This is a genomic window from Hathewaya proteolytica DSM 3090 (genome assembly GCF_900142225.1).
Lineage (GTDB): Bacteria > Bacillota > Clostridia > Clostridiales > Clostridiaceae > Hathewaya > Hathewaya proteolytica.
This window is the reverse complement of record NZ_FRAD01000011.1, coordinates 1-16368: the sequence shown is the minus strand read 5'-3', so window position 1 is coordinate 16368 and position 16368 is coordinate 1. Positions and strand designations below refer to the sequence as shown.

Below are 16368 nucleotides of genomic sequence, written 5' to 3'. Positions count from 1 at the left end.
TTATAATATATTTTGTTCAATTAATTCAAAAATACACCTATGTTTAGGAAATAAGGTCCAGCCCCATAGATAACTACAAAGCCAGACCTTAATAAAATTCATATAGGTTATTCTACATATAATTATCCACGTAAATATTGTATCATAATTACAGTCTATCTGCTACATATTTCGTTAAGTCTGCTAATCTATTTGAATAACCCCATTCATTATCATACCATGCCACAACCTTTACCATTTTGCCACTCACCATGGTGGAAAGTCCATCCACTATAGAAGATCTTTCATCTCCTCTGTAGTCGCAAGACACAAGGGGTTCCTCTGAGTATCCAAGTATGCCCTTTAATTCTCCCTCTGAAGCATTTTTGAAAGCTGCATTTACTTCTTCAGCTGTGGTTTCCTTTGTTACTTCACAAACAAGGTCAGTCAATGACACTGTAGGAGTTGGCACCCTCACAGCAAGGCCATTTAGCTTGCCCTTAAGCTGTGGTAATACTAATGCCACAGCCTTCGCTGCACCTGTAGTAGTGGGAATCATAGATTCTGCAGCAGCTCTTGCTCTTCTAAGATCCTTGTGAGGTGCATCTAATATCTTTTGATCATTAGTATATGAATGTATCGTTGTCATAAGACCGTTTACAATACCAAATTCTCTATCTAAAATCTTTGCAAAAGGAGCTAAGCAATTTGTAGTACATGAAGCATTTGAAATTATATGATGCTTTTCATTGTCATATTTCTCTTCATTTACCCCCATAACTACTGTTATATCTTCATTTTTACCTGGTGCGGAAATTATTACTTTCTTTGCTCCAGCTTCAATGTGTGCCTTTGCCTTTTCTGCATTGGTAAATAACCCAGTGCATTCAATAACTATATCCACTTTAAGTTCCCCCCAAGGGATGTTCTTTGGATCTCTTTCTGCAAAAATTTTAATTGCTTTACTGTCTATAATAATAGACTGCTCATCAGCCTCTACCTCTCCATGGAACCTTCCATATAGAGAATCATACTTTAAAAGGTGAGCTAAAGTACTTGGGTCTGTTAAATCATTTATGGCTACTACTTCTATTTCCTTTCCATAATTTTTCCTAAGTGCTTTAAACACATGCCTCCCTATTCTTCCAAATCCATTAATACCAACTTTAATCATGTTAATCTCCTCCTATTTATACAAACTACCCAAAATATAAAATAAAATTTAAAATGTAAGCTTAACTTAATAGCTTGAATATTTCACAAGCAGTATTTTCATCAGTAATGAGAATATTATTTTTTTTATTTCTAATGGCACCTACAATAGCTTTTGATTTGTTTACCCCACAAGCAACGGCTATGGCATACCTTATTTTACAACAATCATCATGATTTATTCCCATGGTTGTGTGATGATAGACAACGTTTCCATTTATATCATAATAATTGCCCAAGGCCTCGCCCACAGCACCTTTGGCCATGATTTCCTTTATTACTTGCTGAGATGCACCTCTTTTATAGGCCATGTTTTCTGCTTCTCCAATACCATACAGCAATATATCTGCATTCTTTATTATCTTTACTATCTCTGATATATTCTCATCTTCCATAAGTGCCTTTAATGCAGCCTGGCTAAGATTGTCTGGCACATGCAACAATTTGTAGTTTCCATTAAATTTTTCAGCTAATTGTGCAGCCAAAGTGTTTGCTTGACTTTCCACATTTCGCCCAACGCCTCCACGAGCCGGCACCACCATAACATGGCTAAAGCTTTTGCTGTTTTTACAAGAGGATACCACTTGTCTCATGGTACTACCACCTGCAATAGCAATGGTTGCGTGTTCAATTACAATTTCACTTAAGAAGGCCGAAGCAAATCTCCCTACCTCTTTTACAGTGAACCGTTCATCCACCGCGTCACTAGGAACTATATGGACTTCTTTTATTCCAAGGCTTTGCTTAATGCTTTCTTCAAGCTTTCCAAGGCCTTTAGATTCATGTATATAATTTTGAAGGTAGAGTAAAACATTTTGACCTCTATCGGTAATGCTTACCCCCTCACTTTTAACACTTATAAGCTTCAGTTCTTTTAGTATTTCCACTTCGTTTCTTATTATACGCTCCCCAATGTTCAAACTGGTGGACAGCATCCTTCTACCAATAGGCCCATTGTATTTTATCTTCTGTAAGATCATAAATCGTCGTTGCAATATTTCTTTTAACTCTGGAACAATCTCTTGCTCCAATCTTATAATCTCCATTTTAACACCTCATACTTTTTTGTCCCAGTGTTTATATTTTGTTCCCACTTGTATTATACTACATTGTTTTATGAAAAGGAATACTAATTTCAATTTTTTTATTTTTAAATTTAAAAAGACGATATTGATAATAAAATCAATATCGTCTAATATTTATATTTTAAATAAATTCAGCCTTGTGAAGAACTTCTTTAGCCTTTTCGCCCTCATCTTCGCCTACAAGGATAACTGGACCAGTACATCCCATTCCACTTTCAGAATAGATGCCTTCTTTCCATAATGCCTTACAAGCATTTTCAAGTTCAAGAATATCTACACCTGCAATGGAGAAAGTTACAACCTTCTTAGGAGGCATTTTAACTTCTTCTGCAACTTCAACTTTCTTCTTTGTAACTTTGTCTATAGATTCCTGCAAACCTGCTTTTTTAGCTGCTTTAAATTCAGCTCTTGCTATGTCTAGAACTTTGCTCTTAGCACAAGATGCACAGTATCTTAATGCTTCTGCAATAAGTGGTGCACCAGAAGCTCTTGACACTATATTAACTAACTTATCATAGTCAGCTCCTATACCAGGTCCGTAGCCAGCACCTACTGTTTCATATCCTCCACCTGTTGTGAAAGATGAGAACATCTTAACTAAAAGATTTCCAGTTAATGAATCACAAACCATAACATCTGGAGTACCTGCTAAAAGATCGTTACCTCTCATAACAGCTCCACCATCTGCTCTTGCAGAATCTGCAAATTCAAATTTGTAACCTTTTTCCTGAACTTCTCTTAAAATTCTTTCTGTCTGTCTAGCACCCTCTACATTTAAGATACCTATTTTAGGATTCTCAATTCCAAGGGATTTTGCAGTTGCTATACCGGATATGGCATTTATCACCATACCTTCAACTCTATTTGTAGAAGTTGTACCAGTAGTAGTTGCAAGGATCATGTCCTTTCCCTTACCTGGAGTAACAACCTTACCTATAGTAGAAACACCGATTGGAAAGTCAAAATGCTGTGTAACACAACCATCTAATTCTCCGCTCTCTAGCATTGCTACCATTTTTTTGTGTCCTTCTTCAGCATCTGCAACTTCAATTATTTCGAAGTCTGCATCTACTTTGCTACCAATAAGAACTATTTCAAAATCACCATATTTTGATTTTGCAAGTTCAGCAGCTTTAACCATTTCATCTACACCGTGCTCAGATCCTAAAATAGTTAAACCTATTCTAACTTTTTTGCCAAAGCTTCCACTCTTTATACCATCTGCTATGTCGCCGAAAACCTCAGCGATCATCTTCTTTGCTGCTTCCTGGCTCATGAATTCCACCTCTTCTCTATTCTAAGAATATTATTCCTGCATTAAGAATTTAGCAAAATCTTTCATTGCATCTGCAACCATTGATTTAACTTCTTCTTTGTTTATTCCATTTCCTTCTTCTACAACACCATTATTCTTCTCAACTATGAAAGAAATACCGTCGAATAGGTTAGTCATTCTTCCTAAGAATAAGCTTCCTTTTCCGATTAACATGAAGTTATTTAATTCACCCTTCATTATTTTTTCGATACCGTGTCCTACGATTGGAACTCCTGAAGGAATATGTCCTTGAGTTGGAGCAAATCCTGGGTAACCATGAGAAGATATGAATCCTGGTAATTCTTTTCTATCCATCTGTCCACTCTTAACTGCTAATGCACCTATCATCTTGTAGTTCTGAGTTGGAACATCTCCAGCACCTGCAGCTTCAGTAATTTCTGATGTCTGCATCTCTGGTGAGAATTTATCTATGTCAGTAATCTTAAGGTTAGCAGCTGTCAATGGTTCAAGAACTAGAGCTTCAAGAACTGCCTGTGGAGCTGATCCATGACCTATTGTATGTCTACCGATTACATCTGTTCTTATTATTGGACTTACACCATCATTCTGAGAAACTAGTATTGCAAATGCTCCTAAGCAATCTTCCATGATTGGCATTTTCTTGCCGATATGTGATTTACCATTCATTCCTAATTTTGCAGTACATCCACCAGCTATAACTAATACGTTCTTGAAAACGCCAGATTTAACTAAAGATGCTGCATTTACTAAAGAGTGAGATGGACCTGCACAGAAACCTCTCATATCGATACCAGTAGCTTCTTCTAATCCAATTACTTCTCCGATAGATTTAGCCATGTTACCGCCGCCTCTTTGGTTCATATCACCAACAGCTTCTTCAGAACACTCTATAATATATTCAATTTCACTTACTGGAATATCTAATCCATCAATTAAGTATGCACCTGCTAAAACAGATGAAGCTTTTCCTGCTAAATCTTCTAACATGTACTCTGCTGATAAGTTTTCATCAACTTCATGAGCTCTCTTTACGCATCCAACTAATTTACCATCTTGGTATAAGCCTTCAGCACCCTTGTTTTTTACTTGTTCTTCTATAACAGCTATATCTTCTCCAGCCTTTAGAGTTTCAGCTTTTTTAGATAATAATTTGTGAGCTGCTAATTTTGTTCTCACTGTTTCAGTAAAATCTTTTTCTAAAAGCACTAGTTCGAAAACGTCTGATATTTTCATTAAACCATAGAATTCATCCTGTGGCATTATTTCACCGAATTTACCAAATCTAGCTGCATTTTCAACATCCTTATCAAACCAAGGTTTTGGCATAGCTTGTAATTCATCTGGAGTCATGTTTCCTATATATACTTGGTTTGGAGCATATCCTAAAGTGTGTTCAAAGGATCTTAGATTAGAAGGTACTGCTGCTAAATACTCTCTATCTGATTCTGAATCTGAATGCCTAGCCACCATTTGTGTAGTACCATTGTGGATGACCATATCTGGAGTATGTGCTAATATATAACTAGCTTTTTTAATTACTGGAAAACTCATTTTGTTAACCTCCTCATAAATAAAAAACATAAGTATTTTTCATATTGTTTAGAAATTTTTATAAAAAAATTTTATGATATGTAGATTTACATTATCACTTATATACAATATAAGTATATAGAATATAAATGTTAATAATCTATTCTGACATATCACTCGTCATGTCCCCTCTATAGGGAATGTCACGAATAACAGCCACATAAAAACACATATTAATAAATAATTAGGGAACTTGCGTTCCCCAATTATTCAATTGTATTTATTAAAATTCAAAAACAGTCTGCTCATCGATTGGAGTCTGTAATGCTCTTAAAGCATTCTCAACTAAGTGTTCTCTTAGTTTGTACTCTTCTTCTTTTCCTAAAGCTGGGTTTCCTAGTGGATGTGGTATAGCTATTGTTGGTATGATTCTGTTAGCTCCAACAGTAACTGATACTGGTGTAATTGTACACATATGAACAACAGGTAAACCTGTTCTTTCAATTTCTTTAACTAGCGTTGCACCGCAACGTGTACAAGTTCCTCATGTAGAAGTTAATACAACTGCATCTACACCATCTGCTATTAATTCTTTAGCAGTATCTTCACCGAATTTCTTAGTTGAAGCAACGGCAGTTCCGTTACCAACTGTTGAATAGAAATATCTGTGTAAAGAACCGATTTTTCCTTCTTTTTCAAAATTTCTTAGAACGTCTACTGGAATAACTCTGTCTGGATCCTGATTAGCATATACAGGGTCGTGTCCACCGTGAGCTGTTTCCCATTCGCCTTCTAGTAAATCATCAACGCCTTCTATATCGTACTTACCAATCTTAGAAGCACTTGAAGACTCGATGTGGTCTGGGTTACCGTGTGGAACAATACCACCTGATGTAACGATAGCTATTTTAGCTTTAGTTATATCAAGGATTGGTTTAGCTGGATCAACTCTATCGAAGTTAGGCATTGGGAATTCTGTTACGAATTCTTCTCCCTTTAACTTCTTAACAAGCATACTTACTGCTCTCTTTGCTCCTCTTTCTTCTGCAAAGAAGTTCTTTCTGATTCCTCTTGCATGGTATCCATCTTCAGCTGGAGTTCCAACTTCTTCACCCTTAACTAATTTAAGAGCTAATTTAGCCATTGGCGGAACTGCTGTTCTCATACCTGCTGCACTGTTCTTAGTAGCGATGATAAATACATCTTTCTTGTACATATCAGCACCTGGGTTTTCCTCGTACATACCTGTAATAGCTGGAATTCCTAACTGCTCCTGTACTTCTTTAGCTATAGCACCACACGCAACACCGTATCTACCTGCGTTGAAAGCTGGTCCTGCTATAAATAAATCTGCATTAGCTTCTTTAACCATATTTAATATAGTTGGAACTGCTTTATCCATATGCTCATTGAAGAATGAGTCACCACAGATTATAGTTTTAACTATTTGAGCTTCACCTTTGAAAGCTTTGTCTAGAGCCATACCTGGTCCTACAAATCCTTCTCTTACTTCTGGTTCAATATGAGCCATTTCTTCTCCACCAATATTAGCGAAGAATTGGTTTATATAGTGTACAACTTTTATCAAAATACTCTCCTCCTTTTAACTGGAGCTACTATAAAAACAAAATGTTTTATAATATTTAATCCAATATTTTTTAATTATAAAGTATATTTAGAGTAATCTCCTCTAACTGCAGAAACTTCTTCAATTATTCCATCAACGTCAAGAACCATTTCCATCATTCCGCACTGTTCGTCGTAAACTGCTGGATCGCACTGGTCTTTAACTTCTGGCTCAACTATATGGTAAGTTGCTAATCCTAATTCAACTCCAGCCAAAGGACCTGCAAATGTTGGGTCTCCAGCTGTTACTGTTTCAGCAGATAATCCTGAAGCTTCTGCTTCTGAACCACCGATTAAAACTACTATATTTTCTGGGCCGTGTTTTTCAGCTAAATCTTTTACTCTCTGTTGGATCTCCAGATCCATAGCACCTGCAGCTGTTCAGACAAAGCATTCTGTAGATGCAAATATTACGTCTGCACCAGCAGACTTAGCACAAGCTTCTATTGCTGGTCCTGGTATACCGTCTCTATCTCCAATAGCAATAACTTTTTTATCCTTTAACATAATTCATCTTCCTTTCTTTCTAAAATACTATTTATTTTAATACTAGAATCCTTTTGCAGTTAAATAGTTGAATCCAACTTCGCTTGTTGCTCCAGTTATAACCTGGATTTCAGCAATGATTGATCCATCTTCTTTTAAACTTTCGTTGTTAGCACCTGCAATTATTTTAGCTGCTTCTGGGTGTCCTATTACTCTATCCATTGGTTTTAACTCGATTACTTCATTAGCATTACCGTTTGTTACAACAGCATCTCCCTTTGGAGTTGAGTCAGCTAATGACTGAGATTTACCGTCCTGACCTGCATATTCGTCAGTTAATAGAACAGTTTTTATTCCTTTGTCAGTGATCTTGTTACAGTTCATTACTAAGTCAGCATCTGGGTTACCAAATCCTTCTTCTGATACTATGGCAGCATCAGCTCCGAAGTATTCAGCCATCTTAGCTACCCAGTTAGATGATCTTTCTTTGTCTGCAAGGTAAACGTTCTCGTTTGTAACGATACATCCGATAAAGTTGATATCCTTACCATGTCTTGCATATAATTCTTCAATAACTGGTTGATTCATGTGAACATAAGTTGGGTTCTTGTCACAAGCTGATACACAGTTACCACTTACAACAGCACCATCAAATGCTTCTGTTGGGTACATGAATGTTGGGATAATCTTCTTACCATCAACACCATAAACATAAGTGTCATGTAGTAATCCCTGTGTCTGGATCATGTAAACATAAACTACCTTTGGAAGTTCTGGATACTGTTGAATCTGCTGTAGTAATGGTAGAGTCTCAAATGTATTTACTTCATCTGGTTCTACATCCTTACCAGCTTTTCCAAGGTATGCAGCTGCTTTGAATCCGATCATTCTTACAGCTTCTTCATGGCTGTGCTGATCAATTCCTTCTTTAGGTTCAACTGTTATAACTAAGTTGTTTGTCTTTGAGAATGGAGTAAATTTTGCTCCTTCTCCACACATGTCGATTATTCCTTCCTGGAATCCAACAATTTTACCAGTTGTAACTACTGCTGCACCCTTAAGTACATGAGTTCTTCCTGATCCTACTGTTTCAACTTTGCTAAGGAAGCCTGGGAATATACCACCTTTTCCCTCAACTTTCACTCTTGGTTCTACTACGTCCTTTACAGGAATGATTCTTACTGATTCACCTGGTCTAGCAATATCGAAATCGATACTAACTACTCTTTCATCCCCAGAAACTTCATTTAATAATTCTTCTTTGTTTACATAAAGAACTCCATTTTCTACTTTTGTCTCGTTGCCGAACTGAAGATCTTTTATAAATATTTTGCCTACTTCAAGTTTCATTAAGGTTCACCTCCAAATAATGTTAAGCGATACGCCTAATTTATATTATACACAGGGGGATAATCCCCCCGTGAATATGACTAAGTTATTATTAAGTTAAAACAGATTATAATGTTTCATAGAAAGCTTTTATGAAGTTTTCTATATCATCTAATGTAGCAATTTTATCTGGAGTTATTGTTTCAACACAAGCTCCACCATTGTAAATCTTCATTGTTGGCAATCCTAAAACTTTCTGACCAATAGCTAATCTTCTCTGACCTGTGATGTTTAAGCTACAGAACTTTATCTTATCACCATATTTAGGCTCTAAACCGTGAACACCTGGCATTAACTGCTTGCAGATTTCGCATGAATCTCCCCAGAAATCTACAAATACTGGTTTTTCTGAATTAGTTACTTCCTGTTCAAAATTCTCTTTGTTTAACTCTAACATTTTGAAACCCTCCAAAAATTATTTTATCTTAAATCAAGTCTAGTTATGTAGACTAGTATTTAACTATTTTAAATTTTCAACGTAGTGCTCAGCTTGAGTAGCTGCAATAGCTCCATCAGCAGTAGCTGTTATAACCTGTCTTAATACCTTATCTCTAACGTCTCCAGCTGCAAATACTCCTGGGATATTTGTGTGAGTAGCTTCATCTGCTATGATGTCTCCTCTTTCAGTCATGTTAACTTTTCCCTTGAATACTTCTGAGTTTGGATTGTAACCTACAAATACGAAACATCCGTCAACTTTAAGTTCACTTACTTCATTAGTTTCTCTATTTTTTAATATCAATCCACCTAATATACCTTCATCATCAATAGCTTCTTCTACTATTGTATCCCAAATAACTTTGATTTTAGGGTGATTGAAAACTTTTTCTTGAACTGCTTTATTAGCTCTGAATTCATGTCTTCTATGAATAATAGTTACTGATTCAGCAAATTTAGTTAGATATAATGCTTCATCAAGAGCAGAGTCTCCTCCACCTATAACTGCAACGTCAAGTTCTGTAAAGAAGTCAGCATCACAAGTTGCACAGTAAGATACTCCCTTACCTCTTAATTCAACTTCGTTCTTAAATCCTGATAATTTTGGATTTGCTCCAGTTGCTATAATAACTGTTTTTCCCTGGTACTCAGTATTTCTTCCTTTAACAACTTTAATATCCCCTTCAAGCTGAACATCCATAACTTCATCTTTTACTATTTCAGTTCCGAAGTTTTCAGCCTGAGTTTTTAATCTTGTGATTAAACTAGCTGTTTTATCTTCTACTGAACCTGGGTAGTTTTCAATTTCCTCAGTTGTTGCTGCCTGGCCACCAAATTTTGCTCTTTCAATAAGCAATGTGTTCATTCTTGCTCTTCCGCCATATAAACCTGCTGCTAGACCTGCTGGTCCCCCACCAATAATAATAGTATCATAAATTTTTGACATGATATGTCCTCCTTATTCTAATGCATGATTTATTAAATCATAATCTATAACCTGAAAATCATTTAATGTACTTTCAGGGTATTGTGGAAGTGGTGATATTGATAAAAACTTCCTTAAAGTCATTATACAGTTTTCCATAAGTAAAACTGAATCTGCATCTGTGCCTTTTACTTTTTCTTCCGAAACACAGATAGTTCTGTATGGAGTTTCATTGGGCTTTACACTTCCCATTAGTGGATGAGTCAATAGCTTATGCCCCCCATGTATTTCGTCCCTAACTCTGTTATAAACGTCTTCCATTTTTCCGTCAATATATATAACTCTATATGATTCCTTAAACTTTTCATAACTCATAGGGTTGTTGGTCACCATAAATAATCTTTCTATCATTTCATCCTCCAAATATTTAATAAATAAAAAAAACAGAAAAAAAGGATAGCTAGCCTTTTTACTCTGTCTTGGTACCTGAGAGAATTACTCCTTCGGTGCTGTTCGCTTTCCAGAGCTTTGTCCACTTTAGATACTTTTGCCTGAGAATTTCATACATCATCTCGGCATGATGATATATTTGTTCCTTCGGCTGCCATGTAGGCCATCTCTCTAAAATTTCATCCAAAACTAATATTATATTGTTATTTTTTTAACTTTTCAGGGCATAAAGCACCTATACTTCGATTATACTATATTACTATTGGGATTTCTACATATTTTTTAAAAAATATATTTAATTTATCAATACCTCTATAGACATTTCAAATAGTGCAATGAACCCCATCACACTACCCTTATTATTTATTTTGCAAAATATGTTTTACTTCTATTTCATATTAGGAAAATTTAGCTGCCTTAAAGCCTCATAAGCTATTATAGATACTGTATTGGATAGATTTAAAGATCTGGTTGTAGTATTTATCATAGGAACCTTAATACAGTTTTCTTTGTTCTCTTCTCTAATATATGGTGGAAGTCCCGAAGATTCTCTTCCAAACACAAGAAAATCTCCTTCATTAAATTTTACCTCATTATAATACTTGTTTCCTTTAGTAGTACAGAAATAAAAATTGGATTGTTTGTACTTCTCCCTTAGCTCTTCATAAGATTCATATATTGAATACTGAAGCTGACTCCAATAATCTAATCCTGCTCTTCTAACACTTTTTTCATCAATATTAAATCCCATAGGTTTTATAATATGCAATTTACAGTCTGTTAAAACACAGGTTCGTCCAATGTTTCCCGTATTCTGAGGAATCTCCGGTTGAAATAATACTATATTTAAATTCATCTTAACTACCTCTTATAATCACATTAAAATTATATTAGTATTATATACTAGTAACGCACTTATAGCAACAAATAGAAGCCTCTACTTTGCGCTTATTTTCTCCTTACAAAGAAATTAAGCTTTAAAAGTATAACACAATATTTTTATTTGGTTATACTATTGACATTTTTGTCCCATAATAGTATATATATTATGTGTGAATAATTATATTGACCTTTAGTTTATGAATTATAAATAAATTACAATTAATTATAGGAGGATTTCATATGAAAATTGGTATTAATGGTTTTGGGAGAATAGGTCGTTGTGTTCTTAGAATAATCATGGAGGGTAGCTTCAATGATATAGAGGTTGTTGCAATCAATGCAAGAGCAAACTCTGAGACTTTGCGCCATCTTTTTATGTACGATTCTTGCTTCGGTACTTTTAGAGGAACAGTAGATTACAGCGATGACGAATTGATTATTAACGGAAAGAAAATCGCTATTCTAAGACAGCCTACCCCAAAGGATATTCCTTGGTCTAATGTGGGTGTTGACATAGTAATAGATTCTACAGGTAAATTCAAAACTAATGAAGACCTTCAAGGCCACATTGACAATGGAGCAAAAAAAGTAGTGCTTACTGCTCCTGGAAAGAATGTAGATGCAACTATAGTTATGGGTGTCAATGAAAATGATCTTGATCTTTCAAAACACAACATCATCTCCAATGCATCTTGTACAACCAATTGTCTTGCTCCTGTAGCAAAGGTTTTAAATGATAAATTCGGTATAAAAAAAGGTATGATAACAACTGTTCATTCGTACACTGGTGATCAGCCAATGTTGGACAAGACCCACAAAGACTTAAGAAGAGCAAGAGCTGGAGCTGTATCCATCGTTCCAACAACAACAGGTGCTGCTAAAGCCGTTGGACTAGTTATACCTGAATTAAACGGAAAACTTAACGGATTCGCTTTAAGAGTTCCAACACCAACAGTTTCAGTTACAGACCTTGTATGTGAATTGAATTGCAAAGTTACAGCTGAGGAAGTAAATAATGCTTTTAAAGAAGCTGCCAACAATAGTATGAAGGGAATTCTTGGTATCTGCGACGAACCACTAGTTTCTATTGACTATAAAGGCGATTCTCGTTCTTCTATAGTAGACGGTTTATCTACCATGGTTATGGAAGGTGATATGTTAAAAGTTGTTTCTTGGTATGACAATGAATGGGGTTATTCTGCAAGAGTAGTTGATCTTGTTCAATACATCATCAATGGTATAAAATAATAGTACAAAAATATACAAGACAGTGGGTTGCCCTACTGTCTTTTTCTATGTTTCCTGTTATAATGATATTTGTTGTAGACAAATGTTATTTTACTTTTAGAATTATTTAATATAAGAAAGTTGAGGTAATGATAATGAAAAACCCTATTGCAAAATTGAAAATAAAAAACGGTGCTACCATAACCATGGAACTATACCCAGACCAAGCCCCTGAATCAGTAAAAAACTTTATTTCTCTATGCAACAAAAATTTCTATGAGGGTCTCTATTTCTGGAGAGTTGAACCTCACAAAATGATTCAATCTGGCTGTCCTGACAACGATGGAACCGGTGCCATGGAGTATTGTATAAAAAGCGAATGTATAAACAACGGAGTAAATAATACCCTTAAATTTACAAGAGGCGCTGTGGGTCTTGGCCGTTTTGAATACAACACCGAATGTAGCGATTTTTACATTGTTTTAGAAGACAATCCTAAATTAGATGATGAGTACGTTTGCTTTGCAAGGGTAATTGACGGCATGGAGGAAGCCGATAGAATAGGAAGCTTTCCAGTTGAAGAATGTGGCTTTATGCACAAGGCTTTAGAAAAAGCATACATAGAAAGTTTAACAGTGGACACCTTTGTAGTAGACTATGGTGAACCAGAAAAATTGCCTGGCTTCCCTAAGGAAGAATTAGTAGCTAGAATGAATGCCGCAATAGAAGAAAGACAGAAAAGTGGCTATAGCGCTTTTTAAAGCAGCCATTGTTTAACTTAAAAAGATTAGCCAACTCAACTTAGTTAAATTGGCTAATCTTATTTTTTTCAAACTTACTCTTCTTCCGTTGGCTCTTTTTCCACTGTAACTACCTTTTTAGTACCTTTTTTTATAGTACCATTTACAGGAGCTATTTTTGCATCGTACAATTTCTGCTTCTTTACAAACACTCCATTTTCGTATGTTTCTCTATAGACAGTAGCTGAATGTCCATCATAAGCTTCTTTCACTACTTGAGTTTTTCCCTCTTCTAGATTTTTGTCTTCAATTACAGTTCTAGTTGCTGGTAATACTTTTTTGTCACCAGAATATACTTTGTATTTGTATTTTCCCAAAGCAGAATTTGAGTACACATTGAAGGTAAGAGAATTTCCACCCAAATACCCTTCGATATATATTGGGTATTTTAAGGTATTTATAAACTTGTATTCTGGACCACCCCAGCTAACCGTAGCATCCTGTCCTATATCTACATAAGAAGATGCTATGGTGTGGCTATCTCTCACTGAAGCATCTATATTAGCTCTCAACATGGCACAATACAAAGTACTGGATGTCTGGCATATTCCTCCTCCAAGGCCATCAACGAACTTGTCTCCAACGATTACATGGGCAGTTTCATACCCTCTTTCTGCTGTTCTTTCTCCAACAACTTTATTAAAATCAAATTCATCACCTGGAAGTAATACTAATCCATTTATACTATCTGTAGAAAGCTTAATATTTTTTGTTCTTGCCTTATTGCTGCCAAAGGTAGTTGTAAAAGTAGAGATCTTTGTATCCACTTTTTCCAAGTCTTCTTTTGTTGCCTTTGGTTCCAATGTATCTATGGGAGCTTCTATAACTATTTCACTATTTCGTATATCGGAAGATAAGCTAGATGATATAATCTTTTTAAGTTCCTCTTCTCTTAGACTATAGCCCTTCTCACCGGGTATAACAATGAATTCTCCGCCTTCTCTTTTAAGCTTTGGATTTACTGGATTTTTGTTTACATCATTTTTTATCGCTTCAATGATTGGTTGTACTTTTTCTATGTCATAAGAAAAGTTTATATCCAGGACATTTTTTTCTTTATTTTTTATCATTTTATATTTTTTGAATAAGTTTTTCTCTTTGCCATGTTGAAAAGCCTTATTTACAATTTCATCCACATCATAATCTGTGCCTATCTCTTTATACCATACTGAATAGTCCTTTTCTTTAGCATTGATGACGATGTGTTTTCCCAAAACCTTATCTACATAACCTTCCTGTATTATTTTTTTTGCTTCGTCTTTTGTTTTGCCGCTCAAATCTATGTGAGCAACTTTAACTCCTGGATAAATTTTATTGTTCCAGTTGTTAACATAAGTGTATAAATAGATTATGATGGCAGCAATAAAAATGATGATAGCGCCAATTACAGAAGAGAAAAGTACTATGTTATTTCTTTTTTTATTATTGCTATGTCTTACAGGCCTCATGAAATCCCTCCTTTTAAACCGTATATCTAATTATACTACAAATTAATAAAAAGGTGTGGTAAAATATAAAATATAAACTATAAAATATAGGGGGAACAAAAATGAAATACAATGAAAATATTGTAAAAAATTACTTACAAACAATTTTAACCACACCTAGCCCATCTGGATTTACAAATAAGGTCATTGATTATATTGCAAAAGAGCTAGATTCTCTTAATGTTCCATACGAAATTACACATAAAGGCGGTTTAATTGCTACTTTAAAGGGTAAAGACGATTCTTATGCGAAAACTTTCTCAGCTCATGTAGATACATTAGGAGCCATGGTAAAGCTTGTAAAGAAACAAGGAACTCTTGAGTTTTCACAAGTAGGCGGCTACATGATGAACTCTGTAGAGGGTGAAAATTGCATCATCCACACTGCGGATGATAAAGAATATACTGGTACTATTCAGTGCATTACTCCATCTGTACACACAAATTCTAAATGTGGAGAAACTCCTAGAGTAAGAGAAAACATGGAAATTGTCATTGACGAAAAAGTTTTTAATGCAGAGGATGTAAGAAAACTTGGCATCGAAGTTGGAGATTATGTTTCCTTTGATTCAAGAACAAAAATAACTGAAAGTGGATTTGTAAAATCAAGACACCTAGATGACAAAGCTAGTGTTTCCATCCTTCTAGCTGCTATAAGACATATAGTTGAAAACAAACTGAAACTTCCTCATACTATAAATTTCTATATCAGCAATTACGAAGAGATTGGCCATGGAGCTTCTGCAAAGGTTCCAGCAAACACAGTAGAATTCATCGCTGTGGATATGGGTTGCCCTGCACCTACACAGACTTCCACAGAATATGATGTATGCATATGTGCAAAAGACTCTAGAGGACCTTATGATTATGACCTTAGAAGAAAGCTTGTAAATCTTTGCAAGGAAGAAAACATTCCTTTCAAAATCGATATTTATCCTCAATATGGTTCTGATGCCTCTGCTGCTCTTGCTTCTGGAAATGATATTAAAACAGCTTTAATAGGAGCTGGTATCTTTGCTTCACATGGCTATGAAAGAACACATATGGATTCAATAATGGCAACGCTTGATCTAGTGGTAAAATACTGCTGTAAGTAATAAATAGAATTCATAGATATAAATAAACTTAATGGGGTAAGTAGGATGCACAATTTTGCTTGCCCCATTTATTATTCAAAATATTCCATGGCTTGACGCATTAAATATTGTATCCTATAATTTTATAATTTTGCCCGTAAAACCTCGTGTCCTTGTGGTCGAGGATGTAAGGGCTTTAAGTTAGTGGAGTTCGATACTCCCCTAACTTAACATTACACTAACTTCTGATTTAGAACAAAATACAATATGAAAGTTAATTCTGACGTCATTTCAATAGCATTGTATAATAACTATACAAACTACATAAAATACATAAGAAATGAGGTGGATATTGTGGAGAAGTCTTTTAAATTTAGGTTAGTGCCAACTAAAGAACAAGAAATTATGTTAAGTAAGACTTTCGGCTCTTGCAGATTTGTATATAATCACTATCTTGGAAAGAAGATAGACTTATACAA

General features: G+C 35.1%; 16 protein-coding genes and 1 riboswitch. Of the genes, 4 read left to right on the top strand and 12 right to left on the bottom strand.

Annotation, left to right across the window (positions count from 1 at the left end):
• Nucleotides 1-148 precede the first annotated feature (148 nt).
• The 11 genes from gap (BUA73_RS07235) to BUA73_RS07175 form a co-directional block, all read right to left on the bottom strand.
• The gene (gene gap / locus BUA73_RS07235; protein ID WP_072903452.1) at nt 149-1153 is read right to left on the bottom strand and encodes a type I glyceraldehyde-3-phosphate dehydrogenase; all 1005 of its coding nucleotides are present in this window, start codon (nt 1151-1153) and stop codon (nt 149-151) included.
• Between the two features lie 61 nt (nt 1154-1214).
• Nucleotides 1215-2237, bottom strand: a complete 1023-nt coding sequence (locus BUA73_RS07230; RefSeq protein ID WP_072903451.1) for a sugar-binding transcriptional regulator — start codon at nt 2235-2237, stop codon at nt 1215-1217.
• A gap of 160 nt (nt 2238-2397) precedes the next feature.
• Nucleotides 2398-3552, bottom strand: coding sequence for a glycine/sarcosine/betaine reductase complex component C subunit alpha (gene grdD / locus BUA73_RS07225; protein WP_072903450.1), 1155 nt, complete (start codon nt 3550-3552; stop codon nt 2398-2400).
• 30 nt (nt 3553-3582) lie between these two features.
• Nucleotides 3583-5124: a glycine/sarcosine/betaine reductase complex component C subunit beta gene (gene grdC / locus BUA73_RS07220; protein WP_072903449.1), complete on the bottom strand. Its 1542-nt coding sequence runs from the start codon at nt 5122-5124 to the stop codon at nt 3583-3585.
• Between the two features lie 262 nt (nt 5125-5386).
• Nucleotides 5387-6691, bottom strand: a complete 1305-nt coding sequence (gene grdB / locus BUA73_RS07210; protein WP_084672136.1) for a glycine reductase complex selenoprotein B — start codon at nt 6689-6691, stop codon at nt 5387-5389.
• A 74-nt stretch (nt 6692-6765) separates the two neighbouring features.
• The gene (grdA, locus tag BUA73_RS07205; RefSeq protein WP_084672134.1) at nt 6766-7236 is read right to left on the bottom strand and encodes a glycine/sarcosine/betaine reductase complex selenoprotein A; all 471 of its coding nucleotides are present in this window, start codon (nt 7234-7236) and stop codon (nt 6766-6768) included.
• Nucleotides 7237-7278: 42 nt separating this feature from the next.
• The gene (locus tag BUA73_RS07195; RefSeq protein ID WP_072903444.1) at nt 7279-8565 is read right to left on the bottom strand and encodes a glycine/sarcosine/betaine reductase component B subunit; all 1287 of its coding nucleotides are present in this window, start codon (nt 8563-8565) and stop codon (nt 7279-7281) included.
• A 106-nt stretch (nt 8566-8671) separates the two neighbouring features.
• Nucleotides 8672-9001, bottom strand: a complete 330-nt coding sequence (locus tag BUA73_RS07190) for a thioredoxin family protein (protein WP_072903443.1) — start codon at nt 8999-9001, stop codon at nt 8672-8674.
• Nucleotides 9002-9064: 63 nt separating this feature from the next.
• The gene (gene trxB, locus BUA73_RS07185) at nt 9065-9988 is read right to left on the bottom strand and encodes a thioredoxin-disulfide reductase (protein WP_072903442.1); all 924 of its coding nucleotides are present in this window, start codon (nt 9986-9988) and stop codon (nt 9065-9067) included.
• A 12-nt stretch (nt 9989-10000) separates the two neighbouring features.
• On the bottom strand, nt 10001-10378 hold the full coding sequence (locus tag BUA73_RS07180; protein ID WP_072903441.1) for a GrdX family protein: 378 nt from the start codon (nt 10376-10378) through the stop codon (nt 10001-10003).
• 118 nt (nt 10379-10496) lie between these two features.
• Nucleotides 10497-10600, bottom strand: a riboswitch (glycine riboswitch).
• A 205-nt stretch (nt 10601-10805) separates the two neighbouring features.
• Complete coding sequence (locus tag BUA73_RS07175) at nt 10806-11273, bottom strand: tRNA (cytidine(34)-2'-O)-methyltransferase (protein ID WP_072903440.1); 468 nt, start codon at nt 11271-11273, stop codon at nt 10806-10808.
• A gap of 266 nt (nt 11274-11539) precedes the next feature.
• On the opposite strand from BUA73_RS07175, the gene gap (BUA73_RS07170) reads away from it, so the two are divergent.
• Together gap (BUA73_RS07170) and BUA73_RS07165 are read left to right on the top strand one after the other, a co-directional pair.
• The gene (gene gap / locus BUA73_RS07170) at nt 11540-12547 is read left to right on the top strand and encodes a type I glyceraldehyde-3-phosphate dehydrogenase (RefSeq protein ID WP_072903439.1); all 1008 of its coding nucleotides are present in this window, start codon (nt 11540-11542) and stop codon (nt 12545-12547) included.
• A gap of 134 nt (nt 12548-12681) precedes the next feature.
• Entirely contained in the window at nt 12682-13287 is a 606-nt protein-coding gene (locus tag BUA73_RS07165) for a peptidylprolyl isomerase (RefSeq protein WP_072903438.1), read from the top strand.
• Nucleotides 13288-13361: 74 nt separating this feature from the next.
• Here the strand turns inward: BUA73_RS07165 and BUA73_RS07160 are convergent, their stop codons facing one another.
• Nucleotides 13362-14774, bottom strand: a complete 1413-nt coding sequence (locus tag BUA73_RS07160) for a VanW family protein (RefSeq protein ID WP_072903437.1) — start codon at nt 14772-14774, stop codon at nt 13362-13364.
• A 101-nt stretch (nt 14775-14875) separates the two neighbouring features.
• Between BUA73_RS07160 and BUA73_RS07155 the strand changes: the two genes are divergently transcribed.
• On the top strand, nt 14876-15910 hold the full coding sequence (locus BUA73_RS07155) for a M42 family metallopeptidase (RefSeq protein ID WP_072903436.1): 1035 nt from the start codon (nt 14876-14878) through the stop codon (nt 15908-15910).
• Between the two features lie 246 nt (nt 15911-16156).
• The coding region (locus tag BUA73_RS14510; protein ID WP_207649858.1) for a helix-turn-helix domain-containing protein at nt 16157-16368 on the top strand (212 nt) is incomplete at its 3' end.

What these genes read in the sequence shown, in the direction of transcription:
- BUA73_RS07160 (WP_072903437.1), bottom strand. Translation starts at nt 14,774, where the DNA reads ATGAGGCCTGTAAGACATAGCAATAATAAAAAAAGAAATAACATAGTA.
- BUA73_RS07195 (WP_072903444.1), bottom strand. Translation starts at nt 8,565, where the DNA reads ATGAAACTTGAAGTAGGCAAAATATTTATAAAAGATCTTCAGTTCGGC.
- BUA73_RS07165 (WP_072903438.1), top strand. Translation starts at nt 12,682, where the DNA reads ATGAAAAACCCTATTGCAAAATTGAAAATAAAAAACGGTGCTACCATA.
- BUA73_RS07155 (WP_072903436.1), top strand. Translation starts at nt 14,876, where the DNA reads ATGAAATACAATGAAAATATTGTAAAAAATTACTTACAAACAATTTTA.
- BUA73_RS07180 (WP_072903441.1), bottom strand. Translation starts at nt 10,378, where the DNA reads ATGATAGAAAGATTATTTATGGTGACCAACAACCCTATGAGTTATGAA.
- gap (WP_072903452.1), bottom strand. Translation starts at nt 1,153, where the DNA reads ATGATTAAAGTTGGTATTAATGGATTTGGAAGAATAGGGAGGCATGTG.
- gap (WP_072903439.1), top strand. Translation starts at nt 11,540, where the DNA reads ATGAAAATTGGTATTAATGGTTTTGGGAGAATAGGTCGTTGTGTTCTT.
- BUA73_RS07230 (WP_072903451.1), bottom strand. Translation starts at nt 2,237, where the DNA reads ATGGAGATTATAAGATTGGAGCAAGAGATTGTTCCAGAGTTAAAAGAA.
- BUA73_RS07175 (WP_072903440.1), bottom strand. Translation starts at nt 11,273, where the DNA reads ATGAATTTAAATATAGTATTATTTCAACCGGAGATTCCTCAGAATACG.
- grdC (WP_072903449.1), bottom strand. Translation starts at nt 5,124, where the DNA reads ATGAGTTTTCCAGTAATTAAAAAAGCTAGTTATATATTAGCACATACT.
- grdD (WP_072903450.1), bottom strand. Translation starts at nt 3,552, where the DNA reads ATGAGCCAGGAAGCAGCAAAGAAGATGATCGCTGAGGTTTTCGGCGAC.
- BUA73_RS07190 (WP_072903443.1), bottom strand. Translation starts at nt 9,001, where the DNA reads ATGTTAGAGTTAAACAAAGAGAATTTTGAACAGGAAGTAACTAATTCA.
- trxB (WP_072903442.1), bottom strand. Translation starts at nt 9,988, where the DNA reads ATGTCAAAAATTTATGATACTATTATTATTGGTGGGGGACCAGCAGGT.